This is a genomic window from Isoptericola aurantiacus (assembly GCF_044769875.1).
GTDB classification, from domain to species: Bacteria; Actinomycetota; Actinomycetes; order Actinomycetales; family Cellulomonadaceae; genus Isoptericola; species Isoptericola aurantiacus.
Genome location: NZ_JBJBAE010000004.1, coordinates 230,752 through 249,418, shown reverse-complemented (window position 1 = coordinate 249,418; position 18,667 = coordinate 230,752). Strand labels below are relative to the sequence as shown.

At 74.8% G+C, this 18,667-nt stretch carries 17 protein-coding genes; all 17 read right to left on the bottom strand.

The window, feature by feature from the left end:
* Positions 1 to 46: 46 nt before the first annotated feature.
* Positions 47 to 691, bottom strand: a complete 645-nt coding sequence (locus ACIQLL_RS13500; protein ID WP_402468008.1) for a DivIVA domain-containing protein — start codon at positions 689 to 691, stop codon at positions 47 to 49.
* Between the two features lie 167 nt (positions 692 to 858).
* Positions 859 to 1,155, bottom strand: coding sequence for a YggT family protein (locus tag ACIQLL_RS13495; protein ID WP_402468006.1), 297 nt, complete (start codon positions 1,153 to 1,155; stop codon positions 859 to 861).
* A 69-nt stretch (positions 1,156 to 1,224) separates the two neighbouring features.
* Complete coding sequence (locus ACIQLL_RS13490) at positions 1,225 to 1,698, bottom strand: cell division protein SepF (RefSeq protein ID WP_402468004.1); 474 nt, start codon at positions 1,696 to 1,698, stop codon at positions 1,225 to 1,227.
* A 104-nt stretch (positions 1,699 to 1,802) separates the two neighbouring features.
* Entirely contained in the window at positions 1,803 to 2,609 is an 807-nt protein-coding gene (locus tag ACIQLL_RS13485; RefSeq protein WP_402468001.1) for a polyphenol oxidase family protein, read from the bottom strand.
* Positions 2,606 to 3,940, bottom strand: coding sequence for a cell division protein FtsZ (gene ftsZ, locus ACIQLL_RS13480; RefSeq protein WP_402467998.1), 1,335 nt, complete (start codon positions 3,938 to 3,940; stop codon positions 2,606 to 2,608). Before ftsZ ends, ACIQLL_RS13485 begins: the two co-directional genes overlap by 4 nt.
* A 190-nt stretch (positions 3,941 to 4,130) precedes the next feature.
* Complete coding sequence (locus tag ACIQLL_RS13475; RefSeq protein WP_402467995.1) at positions 4,131 to 4,850, bottom strand: cell division protein FtsQ/DivIB; 720 nt, start codon at positions 4,848 to 4,850, stop codon at positions 4,131 to 4,133.
* Positions 4,851 to 5,140: 290 nt separating this feature from the next.
* Entirely contained in the window at positions 5,141 to 6,643 is a 1,503-nt protein-coding gene (gene murC / locus ACIQLL_RS13470) for a UDP-N-acetylmuramate--L-alanine ligase (RefSeq protein WP_402467993.1), read from the bottom strand.
* On the bottom strand, positions 6,640 to 7,791 hold the full coding sequence (gene murG / locus ACIQLL_RS13465) for an undecaprenyldiphospho-muramoylpentapeptide beta-N-acetylglucosaminyltransferase (RefSeq protein WP_402467990.1): 1,152 nt from the start codon (positions 7,789 to 7,791) through the stop codon (positions 6,640 to 6,642). Before murG ends, murC begins: the two co-directional genes overlap by 4 nt.
* A 10-nt stretch (positions 7,792 to 7,801) precedes the next feature.
* Positions 7,802 to 9,049, bottom strand: a complete 1,248-nt coding sequence (gene ftsW, locus ACIQLL_RS13460; protein ID WP_402467987.1) for a putative lipid II flippase FtsW — start codon at positions 9,047 to 9,049, stop codon at positions 7,802 to 7,804.
* A gap of 7 nt (positions 9,050 to 9,056) precedes the next feature.
* Entirely contained in the window at positions 9,057 to 10,472 is a 1,416-nt protein-coding gene (gene murD, locus ACIQLL_RS13455) for a UDP-N-acetylmuramoyl-L-alanine--D-glutamate ligase (protein ID WP_402467984.1), read from the bottom strand.
* Entirely contained in the window at positions 10,469 to 11,551 is a 1,083-nt protein-coding gene (gene mraY, locus ACIQLL_RS13450) for a phospho-N-acetylmuramoyl-pentapeptide-transferase (RefSeq protein WP_402467982.1), read from the bottom strand. Before mraY ends, murD begins: the two co-directional genes overlap by 4 nt.
* The gene (locus ACIQLL_RS13445) at positions 11,548 to 12,957 is read right to left on the bottom strand and encodes a UDP-N-acetylmuramoyl-tripeptide--D-alanyl-D-alanine ligase (protein WP_402467979.1); all 1,410 of its coding nucleotides are present in this window, start codon (positions 12,955 to 12,957) and stop codon (positions 11,548 to 11,550) included. Before ACIQLL_RS13445 ends, mraY begins: the two co-directional genes overlap by 4 nt.
* Complete coding sequence (locus ACIQLL_RS13440; RefSeq protein WP_402467976.1) at positions 12,954 to 14,549, bottom strand: UDP-N-acetylmuramoyl-L-alanyl-D-glutamate--2,6-diaminopimelate ligase; 1,596 nt, start codon at positions 14,547 to 14,549, stop codon at positions 12,954 to 12,956. The genes ACIQLL_RS13445 and ACIQLL_RS13440 overlap by 4 nt, the downstream gene beginning before the upstream one ends.
* 27 nt (positions 14,550 to 14,576) lie before the next feature.
* Complete coding sequence (locus ACIQLL_RS13435) at positions 14,577 to 16,454, bottom strand: peptidoglycan D,D-transpeptidase FtsI family protein (RefSeq protein ID WP_402467973.1); 1,878 nt, start codon at positions 16,452 to 16,454, stop codon at positions 14,577 to 14,579.
* A 59-nt stretch (positions 16,455 to 16,513) separates the two neighbouring features.
* A complete protein-coding gene (locus ACIQLL_RS13430) occupies positions 16,514 to 16,933 on the bottom strand; it encodes a hypothetical protein (RefSeq protein WP_402467970.1) in 420 nt (139 codons plus the stop codon).
* A complete protein-coding gene (gene rsmH / locus ACIQLL_RS13425) occupies positions 16,930 to 17,949 on the bottom strand; it encodes a 16S rRNA (cytosine(1402)-N(4))-methyltransferase RsmH (RefSeq protein WP_402467968.1) in 1,020 nt (339 codons plus the stop codon). The genes ACIQLL_RS13430 and rsmH overlap by 4 nt, the downstream gene beginning before the upstream one ends.
* 175 nt (positions 17,950 to 18,124) lie before the next feature.
* The gene (gene mraZ / locus ACIQLL_RS13420) at positions 18,125 to 18,559 is read right to left on the bottom strand and encodes a division/cell wall cluster transcriptional repressor MraZ (RefSeq protein ID WP_402468146.1); all 435 of its coding nucleotides are present in this window, start codon (positions 18,557 to 18,559) and stop codon (positions 18,125 to 18,127) included.
* Positions 18,560 to 18,667 lie beyond the last annotated feature (108 nt).

The following is an 18,667-nucleotide window of genomic DNA, read 5'->3' as shown; positions in this document are numbered from 1 at the left end:
CGTGCTGGGTGGGGCCGGTCCGCGTCGGTGGCGCTCCGGGTTCGGCTCAGACGTTGTCCTGCGAGCGCCCCGCGCCGGCGTTCTGGCGCTGGGGCGGCAGGGCCGACCCCCGGGCGTCCAGGTCCCCGAGCAGGTTCTGCAGGAAGCTCTTGAGCCGGGTGCGGTAGTCGCGCTCGAAGAGCCGGAGCTCGTCGATCTTGCGCTCCAGCAGCGACCGCTCCTGCTCCAGCTGCGAGAGCGTGCGGTGGCTGGTCTCCTCGGCCTCGCGCACGATCCGGGTGCCCTCCGCCTTCGCCTCGGAGACCAGGCGGTCGCCCTCCTCCTGGCCGGAGCGCACGTAGTCGTCGTGGAGCTTCTGGGCGAGCTGCAGCATGCCGGTGGCCGACTCGGGCTCGGCGGGCTTCTCGCCGGCCGCGGGGGCCGGAGCGGCGGCGACGGCCGCCTGCACCTGGGCCGCGACGTCGGGCTCCGGGGCGGACTGCTGCGCGGCCTCGTTGCGGCTGAGCTCGCTCACCCGCTGCTCGGCGGCGGCGAGCTTGGACCGCAGATCCTCGTTCTCCTCCTGGACGGACGTCAGCGTCCGGACGACCTCGTCGAGGAAGTCGTCGACCTCTTCGACGTCGTAGCCCTCGCGGAACTTCGTCGCCGAGAACTTCTTGCTGAGGATGTCCTCTGCCGTCAGCAGTGCCATCGTGTCACCTCGTTGCCGTAGCGCGGGTCTGGGCACGGACCCGGAGCGTCCGTGGATGCCCACGGTAGCGGACGCGTGCCGGACGAGCCCTCCGGGCCGGGCGCGCACACCACGTCTTCACAGGCCGGTCGCAGGCGCACGACGACGCGCCGGGGTCGACGCCGAGGTCAGAACCGCAGCGCGAGGCCGTTGACCACCTGCATGAGGATCGAGGTGCCCAGGAAGAGCACGAGGAAGGCGAGGTCGAGGCGCACGCTGCCCAGGGTCAGCGGCGGGATGATGCGGCGCAGCGCACGTAGCGGGGGGTCCGTGACGGTGTAGACGGCCTCGGCGACCACCAGGAGCACACCGCTCGGCCGCCAGTCCCGGGCGAAGAACTGCACCCAGTCGAAGACGAGACGCACGATCAGGCAGATCAGGAACAGCAGCAGGAGGAAGCCGACGAGGCTGAAGATCACACTCACGCCTGCAACTTACCGGACGCACGACGCCCGGCCCCGGGGGCGAGGCCGGGGCCGGGCGTCGGGTGTGACTCAGCTCTGGTTGTAGAACGCCCCGGTACGCGGGTCGGGCCGCTTCTCGACCTGCTCCTCGCCCGTGATCTCGACGTGCTCGGGCGAGAGCAGGAACACCTTGTTGGTGACGCGCTCGATGGATCCGTGCAGCCCGAAGATCAGGCCGGCGGAGAAGTCGACGAGCCGCTTGGCGTCGGCGTCGTCCATGTCGGACAGGTTCATGATCACGGGGGTGCCCCCGCGGAACGCCTCGCCGATGAGGCGGGCGTCGTTGTAGGACCGCGGGTGGATCGTGGTGATCCGCCGCAGGTCGCCCGCGGCGAACGCGCCGGCCGGCACACCGTCACGGTGCAGCGGCGTGACCTCGGCCTGGTAGTCGTCGTCGCGCACCGGCTCCAGCTCCTCGTCGTACTCGTCGAGGTACTCCCCGTCCGGGCGCTGGTCGTCGGCCAGTCCCAGGTACAGCATCGTCTTGCGAAGCGCTCCGCCCATCGCCCTGCTCCGTTCGTCGGTACGTCAGTGACTTGACGGTAGCGACCCGCGCACGCTAGGCGAGACGCGACACGCCGACGTCGTCCGCACTCCGCAGGTGTCGTTCAGGCGAGCACGACCACGCCGGCCTGACGTCCGGTCACGTCCCCCGCCGCCGTCGCCTCCCGGTGGGAGTACAGGTCCGGGTCGGTCACGGTGCAGCGATCGACCCGCTGGGCCGGCACGTCGCGGGCGGCGAGCCGCGCCACGACGCCGGCGGGCAGGTCGAGACCGGGCGTGCCCGCACCGGTGGTGGCCCAGGTCTGCGGCACGACGGCGGTGACCTCGTCCCGCATCTGCTCGGGGACCTCGTAGCACGCCCCGCAGACGGCGGGCCCGACGGCGGCCCGCAGGTCGCCGACCCGCGCCCCGCGGGCGAGCATCGTGTCGACGACGCGGTCGACGACCCCGGCGACCAGGCCCCGGCGACCGGCGTGCGCCACGCCGACGACGCGGGCGACCGGGTCGGCCAGGAGCACCGGGACGCAGTCGGCCACCAGCACGCCGAGCCCGAGCCCGTCCACGGTGCTGACCAGCCCGTCGGCCTCGCCCGCGCTGGCCGGCGGGTCACCGGCCCACTCCTGCAGCTCGGGCGGGCCGAGCTCGAGGACCGTCGCACCGTGCACCTGGGTCGCGAAGGCGACCGGGGCACCGACCCACCCGGCCAGCACGTCACGGTTGCGCCGCACGCGCGCCGGGTCGTCGCCCGTCGACGTGGCCAGGTCGAGGGACGACCAGGGCGCGGGCGAGACGCCGCCCCGACGCGTGGTGAACCCCGCCACGACGCCGGCACCGAGGTCGACGCGCAGCAGCCCGGCACCGAGGTCGTCCGGCAACAGTGCCTCCTGCGCCCAGGGGGTCGACGACGTCACTTGAGGAAGTCGGGGACGTCGAGGTCCTCCGGCGGCTGGGCCTGGTTCACCACGCGCGGCACCTCCACGGGCCGTTCGACCGTCACGCCTTCTCCGGCGCCGTCCTCCACGACCGTGAACGCCGGCCGCGACTGGCGCGCGCCGACCGGTTCGAGGCTGGCCGGGACGTCGTCGGGGTCCGCCGGGATGGGCCGCGGGCGGGCGTGGGCGGGCTCCGCGGCCGGCACCGGAGCCGTGGCGGGCGAGCCGCCCGGCGCACCCGTGCTCGGCGGCGACGGCGGCCGCGGGACGGTGCCGTCGCCGGACGACCGGGCGGCGTCGCCCTGCGTGACGGACTTGCCCGAGACCTGCCCCAGCGCTCGGGAGTCCTCACGCTGCTTGGGCAGCCCGCCGTCGAACCCGGCCGCGATGACGGTCACCCGCACCTCGTCGCCGAGCGCGTCGTCGATGACCGTGCCGAAGATGATGTTCGCCTCCGGGTGCGCCGCCTCCTGCACGAGCCGCGCGGCCTCGTGGACCTCGAACAGGCCGAGGTCGCTGCCGCCCTGGATGGACAGCAGCACGCCGTGCGCCCCGTCGATGGACGCCTCGAGCAGGGGCGACGAGATCGCCAGCTCGGCCGCCTGCACCGCCCTGTCCTCGCCGCGGGCCGATCCGATCCCCATGAGCGCCGATCCCGCACCCTGCATGACGGACTTGACGTCGGCGAAGTCGAGGTTGATCAGGCCGGGGGTGGTGATGAGGTCGGTGATGCCCTGCACACCGGAGTGGAGCACCTGGTCCGCCGAGTGGAACGCGGCGATCGCCGAGACGTTGCGGTCCGACATCGACAGCAGCCGGTCGTTGGGGATGACGATGAGGGTGTCGACCTCCTCGCGGAGCGCCTCGATCCCCTGCTCGGCCTGCACCGAGCGGCGCCGCCCCTCGAAGGTGAACGGCCGCGTGACCACGCCCACGGTCAGCGCACCGAGCGCCCGGGCCATGCGTGCCACGACGGGCGCACCGCCGGTCCCGGTACCACCGCCCTCGCCCGCCGTGACGAAGACCATGTCGGCGCCCCGCAGGACGTCCTCGATCTCCTCGGCGTGGTCCTCGGCGGCCTTGCGGCCCACCTCGGGGTCGGCGCCGGCGCCCAGGCCGCGGGTGAGCTCGCGGCCGACGTCGAGCTTGACGTCGGCGTCCGACATCAGCAGCGCCTGCGCGTCGGTGTTGATGGCGATGAACTCGACGCCCTTGAGGCCGACCTCGATCATGCGGTTCACGGCGTTCACGCCGCCACCGCCGATGCCGACCACCTTGATCACTGCCAGGTAGTTCTGCGGAGTTGCCACGTCGTTGCCTCTCGGGTCGATCCGGTCCTGACGCCTCGAACCTTCGAGCCGAGACTCTCAGGTTATAGTTGAGGGTTAGCGTTATGTCAGGTTGCTGCTGTGACCGACGGTAGGTCGCCCACGGGGACGCCGCCCGGACGTGGCCCGGCGTGTCGCGAGCGATCGGGCCGACTCCACCCCTGCCGCCGGGTCACCGGGTCACCGGCAGCTCGGGCGAGGAGACGTCGATCACCGTCGCCCCGTCCGCCACGGAACGCAGGGTCCGGACGACATCCACCTTGAGGTCCAGGCGTTCCTCGCCGCCCCACCGGACGGTCACGCCGTCGCGCAGCACCGTCTCGACGTCGTCCTGCGTCCGGGCCGTCACCGTCTCGACCTGCCGGGAGAGCCCGGGCGGGAGCACCCCGACGACCGCGAGCGCCGCGCGGAGAGGACCGGCGGAGGAGTCCTCCAGCGGGACGGAGACCACGGGCAGCTTGCGCGGCGGCGACGTCCGTGAGCCGACCACGACGCCCTCGTCGTCGACCACGACGTAGGCGTCCCCGTCGGGCACCGCGGCGACCGGCACCCGGGCGGTGAGCACGACGTCGATCCCGTGGGGCCAGGACCGCACCACCCGGACGTCCTTGACGCCGTTCAGCGCACCGATCCGGGCCGCCATCGCCCCGGTGTCCACACGGGCCAGCGGTGTCCCGGCACCGGCGACGACCACCTCGCGCACCTCATCGGCGTCCACGGTGGTCCCCTCCCCCGAGACCGACACCTCGGCGGCGTCCAGCGCCAGCAGGTCGGACCAGCCCACGACCCAGCCGGCGCCACCGGCCAGGGCGAGGACCAGCACGACCACCAGGGCCGTGCGCCAGGTCCGGTGCCGACGCATCGCGGACCGTTCGGCCAGCCGGTCGGCCATCGCCGTCGAGACCTGCGGGTTGCGGGCGGTCGCGGCGCCCCCCCGGCCCGCACCGCCCGGTGAGGCGGCGCTGCGCGCCGACGCCGCACTGCGGGCCGACCCGGCACTCCGGGCGGACCCCGCACTACGCGCCGACCCCGCACTACGCGCCGACCCCGCACTGCGGGCCGAGGCCGCGCTCCGGGCCGACGTCGCGCTCGACCCGGCGGACCGACCACCGCGGGCCGACCGTCCGCCGTCCGACGCCGAGGACGGCCGGGACGGGGCACGGGGACGAGGTGGTGGGCGCATCACCCCATCGTCGCGTCCCCGCGACCCTCGTCGGCGCTCGCCACGCCGGTACCGCCGGCCCGTCGGGTGAGGTCGGCCAGGACGACGGGTGCCAGCTCCGTGACGTCGCCCGCGCCGACGGTGATGACCACGTCCCCGGGCCGGGCGGCCGCCGCCACCGCGTGCGCCGCCTCGAGCCGGTCCTCCACCGCACGCACCGCACCGCCGGAGACGGTCGGTCCGGCGAGGTCGGTGATGGTGGCGGCCGTCACCGTCGGGTCCGGGTCCTCACGGGCACGGTAGACCCCGGTGACGACCGCCTCGTCCGCGAGCGCCAGCGCGGCCGCGAACCGGTCGGCGAACGCCCGCGTGCGGGAGTACAGGTGCGGCTGGAACAGGACCAGGACGCGCCCCGGACCGGCGACCGGACGGGCGGCGTGGAGCAGGGCCTCCACCTCCGTCGGGTGGTGGTCGTAGCTGTCGAAGACCCGCACCCCGGCCGCCTCCCCCCGGGGCTCGAACCGGCGTCCGGTGCCGACGAAGGTCCCGGCCCCGGCGACGGCGACGTCGGCCGGGACGCCGAGCAGCACCGCGGTGACGACGGCGGCGGTCGCGTTGAGCAGGTTGTGGGCACCGGGGACGTCCAGCCGCAGCGCGTGCTCACCGGCGCCGAGCGGAGCGCCCGCGACGACGCCCCGGACGGTGCCGGCCCCGACCTCGACGCCGCTCACCACGACGTCCGCCCCCGCGGCGACGCCGTAGGTGACCGCCTGCCCCCCGGCGGCCCGGTGCCGCGCGGCCAGCCGGGCCGAGCCGGGGTCGTCGGCGCACGCCACGAGCCACCCCCCGGGTCGGATCTGCCCGGCGAAGTCGACGAACGCCTGCTCGAACGCCTCCTGGGAGCCGTAGTGGTCGAGGTGGTCCGCCTCGACGTTCGTCACGACGGCCACCGTGGGGGCGTAGTTGAGGAACGACCCGTCGGACTCGTCGGCCTCGGCGACCAGCACGTCGGAGGTCCCGGCGTGCCCGCCGGGCAGGCTGCGCTCCCCGGCGCCGTCGCGCACCCGGACCGTGCCGCCGATCGCGTAGGACGGGTCGGTCCCCGCCGCGCCGAGCACGCAGGCGACCATCGCGGACGTCGTCGTCTTGCCGTGGGCCCCCGCCACGGCGACGGCGCGGCGGCCGAGCATGAGGGCGGCCAGCGCCTCGGACCGGTGCAGCACGCGCACCCCCGCAGCCCGGGCGGCGGCCAGCTCCGGGTTGGACTCCCGCACGGCCGAGGAGACCACCACGGTGTCGACGACCGGGGTGCCGTCGTCGGCCACGACGTGCGCGGCGTCGTGGCCCACCCAGACCCGCACGCCGTCGTCCTGCAACGCCCGCAGCGCCGCGGAGGCCACGGCGTCCGAACCCTGCACCTCGACGCCCCGGGCGGCGAGCAGCCGCGCGACCACGGAGACCCCGGCACCGCCGACGCCGACGAGGTGCACCCGGCCCAGGTCGGCCGGCGCCAGGGCGGTCACGAGGGCGCTCCCGCCGCACCCACGGCGTCCGCGACGAGGTCGGCGACCCGGGCCGCCGCGTCCCGCACCCCGACGCTCGCCGCCGCGGCACCCATCTGCGCCAGCCGGGGACCGTCGGCGACGAGGGCGGGCACCTGGCGGGCCACCCAGCCCGCGGTGAGGTCGGCGTCGTCGACCAGCAGACCCCCGCCGGCCTCGACGACGCCGCTCGCGTTGAGCCGCTGCTCCCCGTTGCCGATCGGCAGCGGCACGTAGACCGCGGGCAGCCCGAGGGCGGCCAGCTCGCAGACCGTCCCGGCGCCCGACCGGGCCACCACGAGGTCGCAGGCGGCCAGCGCCTGGTGCATCTCGGCCAGGTACTCCAGCACCTGGTACCGGCCGACGTCGTGGGTGCCGGCCAGCCCGGCCACGACGCCGCGCACCTCGTCGGCCTTGCCACGCCCGGTCAGGTGCAGGACCTGCAGCCCGGCGTCCAGCAGCTCGACGGCGGCACCGGCCACGGCGCGGTTGACGTTGAGCGCACCCGAGGAGCCCCCGGTGACAAGCACCGTCGGCAGGTGCGGGTCCAGACCGAGGGCCGCGGCCGCACGCTCGCGCACGCCCGCGGGGTCCGCCGCGCGTGCGGCCACGAGGTCGGCGATCTCGCTGCGCAGCGGGAGACCCACGCAGACGGCGTCCGGCAGCGACGTCCCGGGGAAGGTGGTGCCCACCGCGGCCGCCCAGCGCGACCCGAGGCGGTTGGCCAGGCCGGGCCGGGCGTTCTGCTCGTGGATGACCACGGGCACGCCCCGGCGTCGGGCGGCGAGGTAGGCCGGTGTGGAGACGTAGCCGCCGAACCCGACCACCGCGCGGGCGTCGATCTCGTCGATCGCGGCCTCCGCGGCGCGCACGGCGGCGGTCAGCCGCCCCGGCAGCCGCAGCAGGTCGGTGCTGGGCCGACGCGGCAGCGGGACGCGAGGGATCTCGCGCAGCCGGTAACCGCGTGCGGGCACGAGGTCCGCCTCCAGGCCGGACGCGGTGCCGAGGACCAGGAAGGACGCCTCGGGCTCCCGGGACCGGAGCTCGTCGGCGACGGCCAGCAGGGGGTTGACGTGGCCGGCGGTCCCGCCGCCGGCGAGCACGACGGAGTGCACAGGGGTGGTGTTCACACGCCGGACCCTACCGGGCCGCGCGACGCCCCCGGCCGAGGACGGTCAGGGACCGCCGCACGACCCCGCCCCGGGTGGCGAGGGCCTCGCTCGCGCCCGGTTCGGACCGCGCGAAGCTGATCACCATGCCCAGGGCCGCCATCGTGGCCACGAGCGCCGACCCACCGGCGGACACGAGCGGCAGCGGCACGCCGATCACGGGCAGCAGGCCGACGACGACCCCGATGTTGACGAAGGCCTGGCCGACGATCCAGCACGCCACGGCGGCGGTGGCGATCTTGACGAACGGGTCCGGGTGCCGCCGCACGACCCGCGCCATCGCGACCCCGAGCACGGCGAACAGGGCGAGCACGCACAGGGTGCCGAGCAGGCCGAGCTCCTCGCCGATGATCGCGAAGATGAAGTCGTTGTGCGCCTCGGGCAGGTAGCGCCACTTCTCGCGGCTCGCCCCGAGCCCGACGCCGAACAGCCCGCCCGTGCCGAGCCCGTACAGCCCGTGCAGCGACTGGTAGCACTCGCTGGCCTGGTCGGCGCAGCCGCCGTAGGTGGCCAGGATGCGGCCCATCCGGTCGGAGTTGCCGAGGACGGCGTAGACGACCACGAGCACGGCGCCGAGCACCCCCATCGGCAGCAGCAGGCGCGTCGGGGCGCCCGCGATCCAGAGGGCGCCCGCGACGAGGGCGGCGATGATCAGCGCCGTCCCGAGGTCGTTGCCGGCCATCACCAGCCCCAGCACCACCAGCGCACCGGGGACGGCAGGCACCAGCGCGTGCGGGACGGACCCGAGCAGGTGCTGCTTGCGGCCCAGCACCGCGCCGAGCCAGACGGCCAGCGCCAGCTTGGCGAGCTCCGACGGCTGGAACCGCACCGGCCCCAGCGGGAGCCAGTTCTGGTTGCCGTTGGTCGCCTCGCCGACCAGGAGCACCGCGACGAGCAGGCCGACCGCGAGCAGCAGCACGGGCCAGGCCATCCGCTTGTACCAGTGCACCGGGGTGCGGGCGGCGAGCAGCATCACCGGCAGCCCGATCAGGGCGAACCGCGCCTGCGTGACGCCCTCGGCGTACGGCGACTCGCCGGCGGCGATGGACGTCACGGTGCTGCTCGAGAGCACCATGACGAGCCCGATGACCAGCAGCAGGCCGGTGGCACCCACGAGCAGGTAGTAGCTCGTCACCGTCGAGTTCCACTGACCGAGCCAGGGCCGTTCCGACCGGTCGGCTCGCCCGGTGGCCCGCCGACTGCCCGTCGAGACGGCCATGGTGCTCCTATCGCAGGTCCTCCACGGCGGCGACGAAGGCGTCGCCCCGGGCCGCGTAGGACGTGAACTGGTCCATGGACGCGCCCGCCGGGGCCAGCAGCACGGTGTCGCCGCTCCCGGCGAGCTCCCGCGCGGCCGCCACCGCCCGGCGCATCACGGTGCCAGTGTCGCCGGGATCGACCACCACGACCGGGATCTCGGGCGCGTGTCGGGCCAGCGCGTCGGTCCAGGGGGCGGGGTCGGTCCCGATGACGACGGCGGCACGCAGCCGGTCGGCCCGACTCGCGACGAGCTCGTCGAACGACGCCCCCTTGGCCAGTCCCCCGGCGACCCACACGGCCGTCCCCGGCGCGCAGGACGCCAGCGAGGCGGCGGCGGCGTGGGCGTTGGTGGCCTTGGAGTCGTCGACGTACGCCACGCCGTCGAGCCGGCGCACGACGGCGGCACGGTGGGCGTCCGCACGGAAGGCGCGCAGGCCGTCCCGCACCGCCCGTGCCTCGACCCCGTGCGCCCGCGCGAGGGCGGCGGCGGCCAGGGCGTCGGCGACCACGTGGCCGGGTGCACCGTCCGGACCCAGGTGCGCCAGGTCGTCCAGGGTGGCCAGCTCCGCGGCGCTGCGGTGGCGGTCCGGGGCGTCCGGCGGCGCGTGGAACGCGCGGTCGACCAGCACGTCCGCGACGAGGCCCACCTGTCCCGGACCCGGGGCGCCGAGCGTGAAGCCGACGGCGAGCGCGCCCTCGGCCACGTCGGCGGACCGCACGAGCGCCTCGGTGGTCGGGTCGGCGACGTTGTAGACGCACGCGACCTGCGCCCCGCGGTAGATGCGCCCCTTGGCCTGCGCGTAGGCGTCGGCCGACCCGTGCCAGTCGAGGTGGTCGGCCGCCACGTTGAGCACGGCACCGGCCTCGACGGCCATCGTGCGGGTGTGGTGGAGCTGGAAGCTGGACAGCTCCACGGCGAGCACGTCGAGGTCCGGGTCCTGGGCCGCGGCCAGCACCGGTGTGCCGACGTTCCCCACCGCCGCGGTACGCAGCCCGGCGGCCGTCAGGATGGAGGCGAGCATCTGCACCGTGGTCGTCTTGCCGTTCGTCCCCGTCACCGCCAGCCACGGCGCACCGGCACGCAGCCGCCACGCGAGCTCGACCTCGCTCCACACGGGGGTGCCGGCGGCGCGGGCCGCGACCAGCAGGGCCGACGACGGCGGCCACCCCGGGGAGGCGACCAGCAGGTCGGCGTCGGCCACCACCCGGTCCAGGACGGCAGGGTCCGCGGCGTCCGTGCCGGTGACGTCGGCATCGGCCGACCGCGCGTCGACGGTGACGACGGCGGCCGCCCGGCCCGCGAGCGCCGACACGACAGCACGGCCGGTCACGCCCAGACCGGCGACGACGACCCGGGCGCCGTCGAGCACGGGCTCGGTCAACTGACGACCCACTCGGCGTAGAAGATGCCCATGCCGAGCGCGGCGAAGAACCCGGCGATGAGCCAGAACCGGATGACGATGGTGACCTCGCCCCAGCCGGAGAGCTCGAAGTGGTGGTGCAGCGGCGCCATCTTGAACACCCGTCTGCGGGTGAGCTTGAACGAGCCGATCTGGATGATGTCCGACAGCACGATGATGACGAACAGCCCACCGATCACGGCGGCCAGGATCTCGGTGCGCGACAGGATGGACAGACCCGCCAGCGCTCCGCCGAGCGCGAGCGAGCCCGTGTCCCCCATGAAGATCTTCGCCGGGCTGGCGTTCCACCACAGGAAGCCGACGCAGGCGCCCATGATCGCCGCGGCGACGATCGCGATGTCCTGCGGGTCACGCACCTCGTAGCAGCCCGGGCCGGCGGCGGCGATCCGCTGGCAGGACTGGTTGAGCTGCCAGATGCCGACCAGCACGTAGGCGCCGAAGACGATGAGCGAGGACCCGGTGGCCAGGCCGTCGAGCCCGTCGGTGAGGTTCACGGCGTTCGACCACGCGGTGATGAGGAAGTTCGCCCAGACCACGAACAGGATCAGGCCGACCGTGGCCCCGGCGAACGCCAGGTCGAGGTTGGTGTCACGCAGGAACGAGATCTTCGTCGAGGCGGGGGTGCGGGAGTTGGCGTTCGGGAACTGCAGGGCCAGCACCGCGAACGAGATCCCCACGAACCCCTGGCCGACGATCTTGGCCTTCGCCGTCAGCCCCAGGGAGCGCTGCTTGCGGATCTTGGTGAAGTCGTCGAGGAAGCCCACCAGGCCGAGCCCGGTCATGAGGTAGAGCGCCAGCAGCGCCGACGCGCTGGGCGGCCGACCCGCCAGGACCATCGAGGCGGCGACCCCCAGCAGGGTGGCGCCGATGATGACCACCCCGCCCATCGTGGGGGTACCGCGCTTGGTGAAGTGCGCCGTCGGCCCGTCCTGCCGGACGAACTGGCCGTAGTTGCGGCGCACCAGGAAGCGGATGAACAGCGGTGTGCCGAGCAGAGCCACCAGCAGGGAGACGCCGGCGGCGACGAGGACGGCGATCATCCGGCAGCCTCCACCAGCTCGTCGGCCAGGCGCCACAGCCCCGAGCCGTTGGACGCCTTGACCAGCACGACGTCACCGTCGGTCAGCTCGCCCGCGAGCACCTCGCGGGCGGTGTCCAGGTCCGGCACGAACACCGACTCGTCGCCCCAGGACCCTTCCTGCTGGGCGCCCTCGTGGATGTGGTAGGCGCCCTCGCCGACGACGACGAGCCGCTTGACGTTGAGCCGCACGGCCAGCCGGCCGATGGCGTCGTGCTCGGTCCGGGCGACGTCGCCGAGCTCGCGCATCTCCCCGAGGACGGCGACCGACCGCCGGGTGCGGCCCGCCATGACCGCCAGGGTCCGCAGCGCGGCCCGCATCGAGTCGGGGTTGGCGTTGTAGGAGTCGTCCAGGACCGTCACGCCGTCGGATCGCTCCGTGACCGCCATCCGGTGCGGGCTCGAGGCCGTGGCGGCGCTGAGCCGCTCCACCACGGCGTCGAACGGCACGCCCAGACGCAGCGCGGCCGTCGCGGCCGCCAGGGCGTTGGTGACGTGGTGGGCGCCGACCAGACGCAGCGCGACCTCGGCCGTGCCCCCGCCCGCGGTGAGCGTGAATCGGGCGCGGCCGCCGTCGACGGCGACCTGCACGGCGCGGACCGTGGCCGAGGAGATCGTGCCGAACGTCACCACCTCGGTGCCGGCCGCCGCGCCGGACGCCATCGCGGCGACCCGCGAGTCGTCGGCGTTGAGCACCACGACGCCGCCGGGCCGCACGCCCGCGACCATCTCGGCCTTGGTGCGCGCGATGGTCTCCACGTCCCCGAAGACACCCAGATGGGCGGTGCCGACGGCGAGCACGATGCCGACGTCGGGCGGGGCGATGCGTGTCAGGTCGGCGATGTTCCCCGGTGAGTCCGCACCCATCTCCAGCACCAGCAGGCGGGTGGCGTCCGTGGCGCGCAGCACGGTCAGCGGCAGCCCGACCTCGTTGTTGAACGAGCCCGTGGGCACCACGACGGCGTCCTCGCCCACGGTGGGCGCCAGGAGCCGGCCGAGCAGATCCTTGGTCGTGGTCTTGCCGACCGAGCCGGTCACCGCGACGACCCGCACCTCGGCACGGGAGCGCAGGCGCGCCAGCACGGCGCGGGCCAGCTCGCCCAGCGCCGTCTGGACGTCGTCCACCACGACGCACGGGACGCCGTCGAGCGGGCGGGCCGCCAGCACGAGCGCGGCCCCGTCCCGCACCGCGCCCGCCGCGAAGTCGTGGCCGTCGGCGTGCTCTCCGGCCAGCGCCACGAAGAGGGCGCCCGGCACGACCTGCCGGGAGTCGACGACGACGGCGCCGGTCACGGCCGTCCCCGGCGCCACACCCTGCAACGTCCCGCCGGTCGCCTCGGCGACCTCGGCGGCGGTGAGCTCGATCATGCGGTCTCGGTCCTCTCTGCGCGGGCGCGCAGCGCGGCGCGCGCCTCCACGCGGTCGTCCAGCTCCAGGTCCGCCCCACGGACCTCCTGGATGGTCTCGTGTCCCCGCCCGGCGATCAGCACGGTGTCGGCCGGAGCGGCGCCTAGCACGGCGCGGCGGACCGCGTCCCCGCGCGGGGCGACCTCGGCGACCTCGACGTCGCGTCCCTCGGCGCGTGCCGTGGCGCGGGCCGCCTCGACCCCGGCGCGGACCTCGGCACGGACCGTCGCGGGGTCCTCGTCGTGCGGGTCGTCGTCGGTCAGCACCACGACGTCGGCGCCCGCGACGGCCGCGGCACCCATCGCCGGGCGCTTGCCCGGGTCGCGGTCCCCGGTGGCACCGAACACCACGACGAGCCGACCCGGCGTCGTCGGGCGCAGCGCCGCCAGGGCGAGCTCGAGCGCGTCGGTGTTGTGCGCGAAGTCGACGACGACCCGCGGGTGGTCCGCTCCCCCGGCGTCGACGACCTCCATGCGTCCGGGCACCCGCGCCGACAGCCCGTCGCAGCGCTCCAGGGCCTGGACGACGTCGTCCAGGGGCACGCCCGAGGCGAGCACCATGACGAGGGCGAGCGCCGCGTTGGCGACGTTGAACGCCCCGGGCAGGGAGGTCGAGGTCCGCAGCGAGCGACCGTCGGTGTGGCGCAGGGTGAAGGCCGAGCCCGTGCCGTGGGCCGCCACGTCCGTGACCGTCCAGTCGGCCGCCCCCGCCGGGGACGTGCCCGGCGCCGTGCGGACCGTCTCGACCGGCACGCCCGCGGTCCGGGCGAGCTGCTCGCCCCAGGCGTCGTCCACCACGACCACCCCGCGGCGCGCACGCTGCGGGGTGAACAGCTCGGCCTTGGCGGCGAAGTAGGTCGGCAGGTCACCGTGGAAGTCCAGGTGGTCCTGGCTGAGGTTGGTGAACCCGGCCACGTCGTACACCACCCCGTCCACGCGCCGCATCGCGATCGCGTGCGAGGACACCTCCATGCTCAGCGCGTCCACGCCCTCCTCGCGCATGATGGCGAGCAGCGCCTGCAGGTCGTCGGCCTCCGGCGTGGTCAGGCGGCTCGGCAGCACCCGGTCCCCCGCGCGGGTCTCCACGGTCCCGACGAGGCCGCCGCGGTGGCCCAGAGCCCGCAGCAGGTGGTCCACCTGGTAGGTCGTGGTGGTCTTGCCGTTGGTGCCGGTCACCGCGAAGGTCCGCAGCCCCTCGGCCGGGGACCCGTGGACCCACGCCGCGACCGGGCCCAGCACGCGGCGCGGGTCGTCCGCCGTGAGCAACGGCACGTCCAGCGCGGTCAGCCGGGCCGCGCCGTCGGCGTCCGTGAGCACGGCGCGCGCGCCCCGGGCGACGGCGTCGGCCGCGAAGTCCGCCCCGTGGCGGCGGGCGCCCGGAAGCGCCACGAAGAGGTCGCCGTCGGCCACGGCCCGGTTGTCGCCGGCGACGCCGGACACCGTCGCGTCGGCCGGCAGCGGGGCCGTCGGGGCCAGCCCGAGGGCGGCGGCGAGGTCGGTCAGCCGCCGTGGCGCGGGCCGCGCGGGACGGATGCGTTCGCTCGGGGATGTCACGGGTAGAACCTACCTGGTGCGGTCCGGTCACCAGGTCAGCGGGAAGGGGTCGGCGGGCTCCGAGGACGGCGCCACACCCTCCTTGCGCAGGGTGTATCCCATGAGCTCGCTGAACACCGGCGCGGCCACGACGCCGCCGTAGATCGACGACCGCGGGCTCTTGAGGAAGACGGACACCGTGTAGCGCGGGTCGTCGGCCGGTGCCACGCCGATGAACGACGCCACGTACGTGGTCCCGCCGTTCTCGAACATCTGCGCCGTCCCGGTCTTGCCCGCCACGCGGTAGCCCGGCACGGCCGACGCCGACCCCGTGCCCTCCTCGCTCGCGGCCGACTCCATCATGGAGAGCAGGGCGTCCGCCGTCTCGTCCGAGACCACGCGCGTGCCCTCCGCGGGCTCCGTGGGGTGCGTCACGCCGTCGGCCCCGCGGGTGCCGGCCAGGAGCGTGGGCGGCATCCGCACGCCACCGTTGGCCACCGTGGAGAACACCTGGGTGGCCTGCATCGCGCTGACGGCGACGCCCTGGCCGAACAGGATCGTGTTCGGCGTCCGGTTCTCGACCTCGTCGATGTGCTCGTCCGGCAGCAGACCCGCGCTCTCGCCGGGGAACCCGAGCCCCGTGCGCTGGCCGAACCCGAACTTGCGCAGGTAGTCGTACCGCACCGCGAAGGGGATCTCCTGGCCCATCATCACCGTGCCGGTGTTGGACGACTGGGCGAGGATGCCGGCCAGCGTCCATCGCTCGACCGGGTGCGGGTGCGAGTCGGAGAACGTCTCGCCGTCGACGGTGAAGGTGTCGGGGACCTCGAACTGGTCGGTGGGCTCCCAGTAGCCGCCCTCGAGGGCGGCAGCCATCGAGATCACCTTGCCCGTCGACCCCGGCTCGAAGACCACGCTGACCGCCCGCGAGCCGTCGGCGACGGCGGCCGTCGAGCGGTCGTTCGGGTCGACGTCGCCGGAGTCGGCCATGGCCACGACCTGCCCGGTGCGCACGTCCTGGACGATCGCCATCGCGTAGGCGGCCCCGGTGCCGGACACCGCGTCGTCCAGGAGCTCCTCGGCCTTCCACTGCACGTCGGCGTCCACCGTCAGCAGGATGTCCTCGCCCGGCACCGCCGGGACGGACTCGACCTCCGAGTCCGGGATCTGCACCCCGTCGCGGCCGCGTTCGAAGGTGTGGGTGCCGTCCGTGCCGGACAGCAGGTCGTCGTACGCGGCCTCGATGCCGCCCATGCCCTCCTGCTCGGAGTTCACGTACCCGAGCAGCGGGCCGGCCACGGTGCCGGCCGGGTAGGTGCGTTCGGAGGTGAGGTCGGTGCGCACGTAGGCCTGCAGCCCGAGCGCCGTCACGGCACGCTGGACCTCCGGCACGACGTCGCGGGCGAGCGGCACGTAACGGTCCTCGCCGTTGAGGCGGGCGGCCAGCGTGGCCTTCGTCTCCCCCAGCACGGGCGCCAGGAGCTGCGCGATGCCCAGGGCGCCGTCCTGCACCGGCTCGCCGTCGGCGTCGCTGCGCGAGTTGCCCCGGAAGTTCTGGATCGAGAGCTGGTCGGCGACCACGGTGTACCGGTCCACCGACGTGGCCAGCACCGTCCCGGACGCGTCCAGGACGTCGCCCCGGTGCGCGACCGTGACCTGGGTGGCCAGCCGGGCCTGCTGGGCCGTCGAGGCCAGTGCGGGCCCCTGGATCACCTGCACCCACACCAGCCGGCCGACGAACACCGCCACCAGCAGGGTGGCCAGCACGATCAGCCAGCGCTGACGGCGCACGGGATCGCCCGGCTCGCGCCGTCGGACCTGCTTCGGGGGCTTGGCCGGCGGCGCCACCCGTCCACGGGTCACCGCACGTGACGTGGACGGACGGGCCGGCCCGCGGCGCCGCGCGGACCCGGGCTGCTTGCTCACCCTGCGATCCTGCGCCCTGGTGGCGCCCGGACGGCGCTCCCGGCCCGGGCGTGTCGTGCTCACGGGCTGTCCGTGGGCCCCGTCACGACGGCGCCGTCGGCGACGGACAGCAGGGTGATCTCCTGCGCGGGCACCATCCCGAGGTCCTCCGCACGGTCGGGCAGCGTCGCCTCGGCGGACCGCAGGTTCGCCTGCACCTCCTGGACGTCCTGCGCGACCAGACCCGCCTCCCGCTGCAGCCGGGCCATCTCGTAGGAGCCGCGAGCCATCGAGGTGTTGAGGAGCAGCGCCGCCAGCAGCGCGCCGACCAGCAACAGCCCGCACAGCATCAGGAAGGGGACGCCCGAGGTGGCCTGCAGCGGTGCCCGGACGGAGTCGAACCGGCGCCCCGCGCCACCGTCGAGGGCACGCAGCGGTGCCCGGCGTGGCGTGGGCGCACCCCGACGGGGGACGGCGGCGGGTGCTCGCAGCGCGCTCATCGTGACTCCTTGCGGGACGTGGTGGTGGCCAGGTGGTCGGGGGTGGGCCGCAGCCGGCGGGCCGCGCGGAGACGGACCGAGGCCGACCGCGGGTTGCGCTCCAGCTCGGCGGCGTCGGCGTCCTCGGCCCCCCTCGTCAGGGCCTCCAGGTAGGGACGGTGGGTCTCGGGCTCGACCGGCAGGCCGGGCGGGGCGCTCGACGTCGTGCCGCGGGCGATCGCCCGCTTGACGAGCCGGTCCTCCAGGGAGTGGTAGGACTCCACGACGATGCGCCCGTCCACGGCGAGCACCTCGATCGCCGCCGGGACGGCCCGCTCGAGCACCTCGAGCTCGCCGTTGACCTCGATCCGCAGCGCCTGGAACGTGCGCTTGGCCGGGTTGCCGCCGGTGCGGCGGGTCGCCGCCGGGATCGAGGCGCGGACGAGCTCCGCGAGCTCCCCCGTGCGCTCCCACGGGCGTTCCTCCCGGCGTCGCACCAGCGCCCGCGCCACCCGGGGCGCGAACCGCTCCTCGCCGTACTCCCGCAGGATGCGGATCAGGTCCCCCACGTCGTACGTGTTGAGCACGTCCGCCGCCGTGATGCCCTGGGACTGGTCCATGCGCATGTCGAGCGGCGCGTCCTGGGCGTAGGCGAAGCCGCGCTCGGCCTCGTCCAGCTGGAGCGAGGACACCCCGAGGTCCATGAGGACGCCCTGGACCGCACCGCCGGCGTGCTCGTCGACGACGTCGGCGATCTCGTCGTAGACCGCGTGCACGGGGGTGAAACGGTCGCCGAAGCGGGCCAGCCGCCGGCCGGCGAGCTCCAGCGCCTGGGTGTCGCGGTCGATGCCGAGCACCCGCGCCGTCGGGACCTGCTCGAGCACCGCCTCGGTGTGCCCGCCCATCCCGAGCGTGCAGTCCACCAGCACCGAGCCCGGTGCGGACAGCGCCGGGGCCAGGAGGTCGACGCACCGCTGCAGGAGCACGGGCACGTGCCGGTCGCCGGCGGGGCGGGCGGCGTCGTCGTCGGTGCTCATGGCTCCTCCTTCCGGGTGCGGTGCGTGCGGTCTGGTGCGGCTGGTGAGCCCCGTCCGGTCAGGTCTCCCACCGCTCGTTCTGGCGCCGGGGAAGTGCGTCAGAACCTCGCGGGAGGAGGCCTCGCCGTACGGGGCCCGAGGTGGTGCTGATCGTCGATGCTGTTGTGGTGGTGCCTCAGAACTGCAGGTCGGGGAAGATCTCCTCGGCCACGTCGGAGTACGAGGACTCCTGCTCGGCCAGGTAGGTCTCCCACGCCCGGGCGTCCCAGATCTCCACGCGGGTGCCCGCGCCGATCACCGCGACGTCCCGGTCGAGGCCGGCGTACTCGCGCAGCGCCGCCGGGATGACCACGCGACCCTGCTTGTCCGGCACCTCGTCGGACGCACCCGACAGGAACACGCGCAGGTAGTCGCGTGCCTGCCGGCTGGTGACCGGCGCCTGCCGGACCTGCTCGTACATGCGGGAGAACTCGTCCATCGGCAGCAGGAAGAGACAACGCTCCTGCCCCCTGGTCATGACGAGCCCTGCGGCGAGCCGGGCGCGGAACTTCGCCGGGAGGATCAGCCGGCCCTTCTCGTCGAGCCGAGGGGTGTACGTGCCCAGCAGCAGTCCGGTACCCGGGAACTGGTCCCCCAGAGCTCCTGCCACGGTCCGCACCTCCCCTCGGGCTCCCGCTTCCTCCACGCTACTCCACTTTCCTCCACCGGGCGCGGGAAA

Excerpts from the sequence above, each read along its gene's own strand:
- ftsW (WP_402467987.1), bottom strand. The coding sequence starts at position 9,049 with ATGGCCGTCTCGACGGGCAGTCGGCGGGCCACCGGGCGAGCCGACCGG.
- ACIQLL_RS13475 (WP_402467995.1), bottom strand. The coding sequence starts at position 4,850 with ATGGCCGACCGGCTGGCCGAACGGTCCGCGATGCGTCGGCACCGGACC.
- ACIQLL_RS13445 (WP_402467979.1), bottom strand. The coding sequence starts at position 12,957 with ATGATCGAGCTCACCGCCGCCGAGGTCGCCGAGGCGACCGGCGGGACG.
- mraY (WP_402467982.1), bottom strand. The coding sequence starts at position 11,551 with ATGATCGCCGTCCTCGTCGCCGCCGGCGTCTCCCTGCTGGTGGCTCTG.
- ACIQLL_RS13500 (WP_402468008.1), bottom strand. The coding sequence starts at position 691 with ATGGCACTGCTGACGGCAGAGGACATCCTCAGCAAGAAGTTCTCGGCG.
- rsmH (WP_402467968.1), bottom strand. The coding sequence starts at position 17,949 with ATGAGCACCGACGACGACGCCGCCCGCCCCGCCGGCGACCGGCACGTG.
- ACIQLL_RS13430 (WP_402467970.1), bottom strand. The coding sequence starts at position 16,933 with ATGAGCGCGCTGCGAGCACCCGCCGCCGTCCCCCGTCGGGGTGCGCCC.
- ACIQLL_RS13490 (WP_402468004.1), bottom strand. The coding sequence starts at position 1,698 with ATGGGCGGAGCGCTTCGCAAGACGATGCTGTACCTGGGACTGGCCGAC.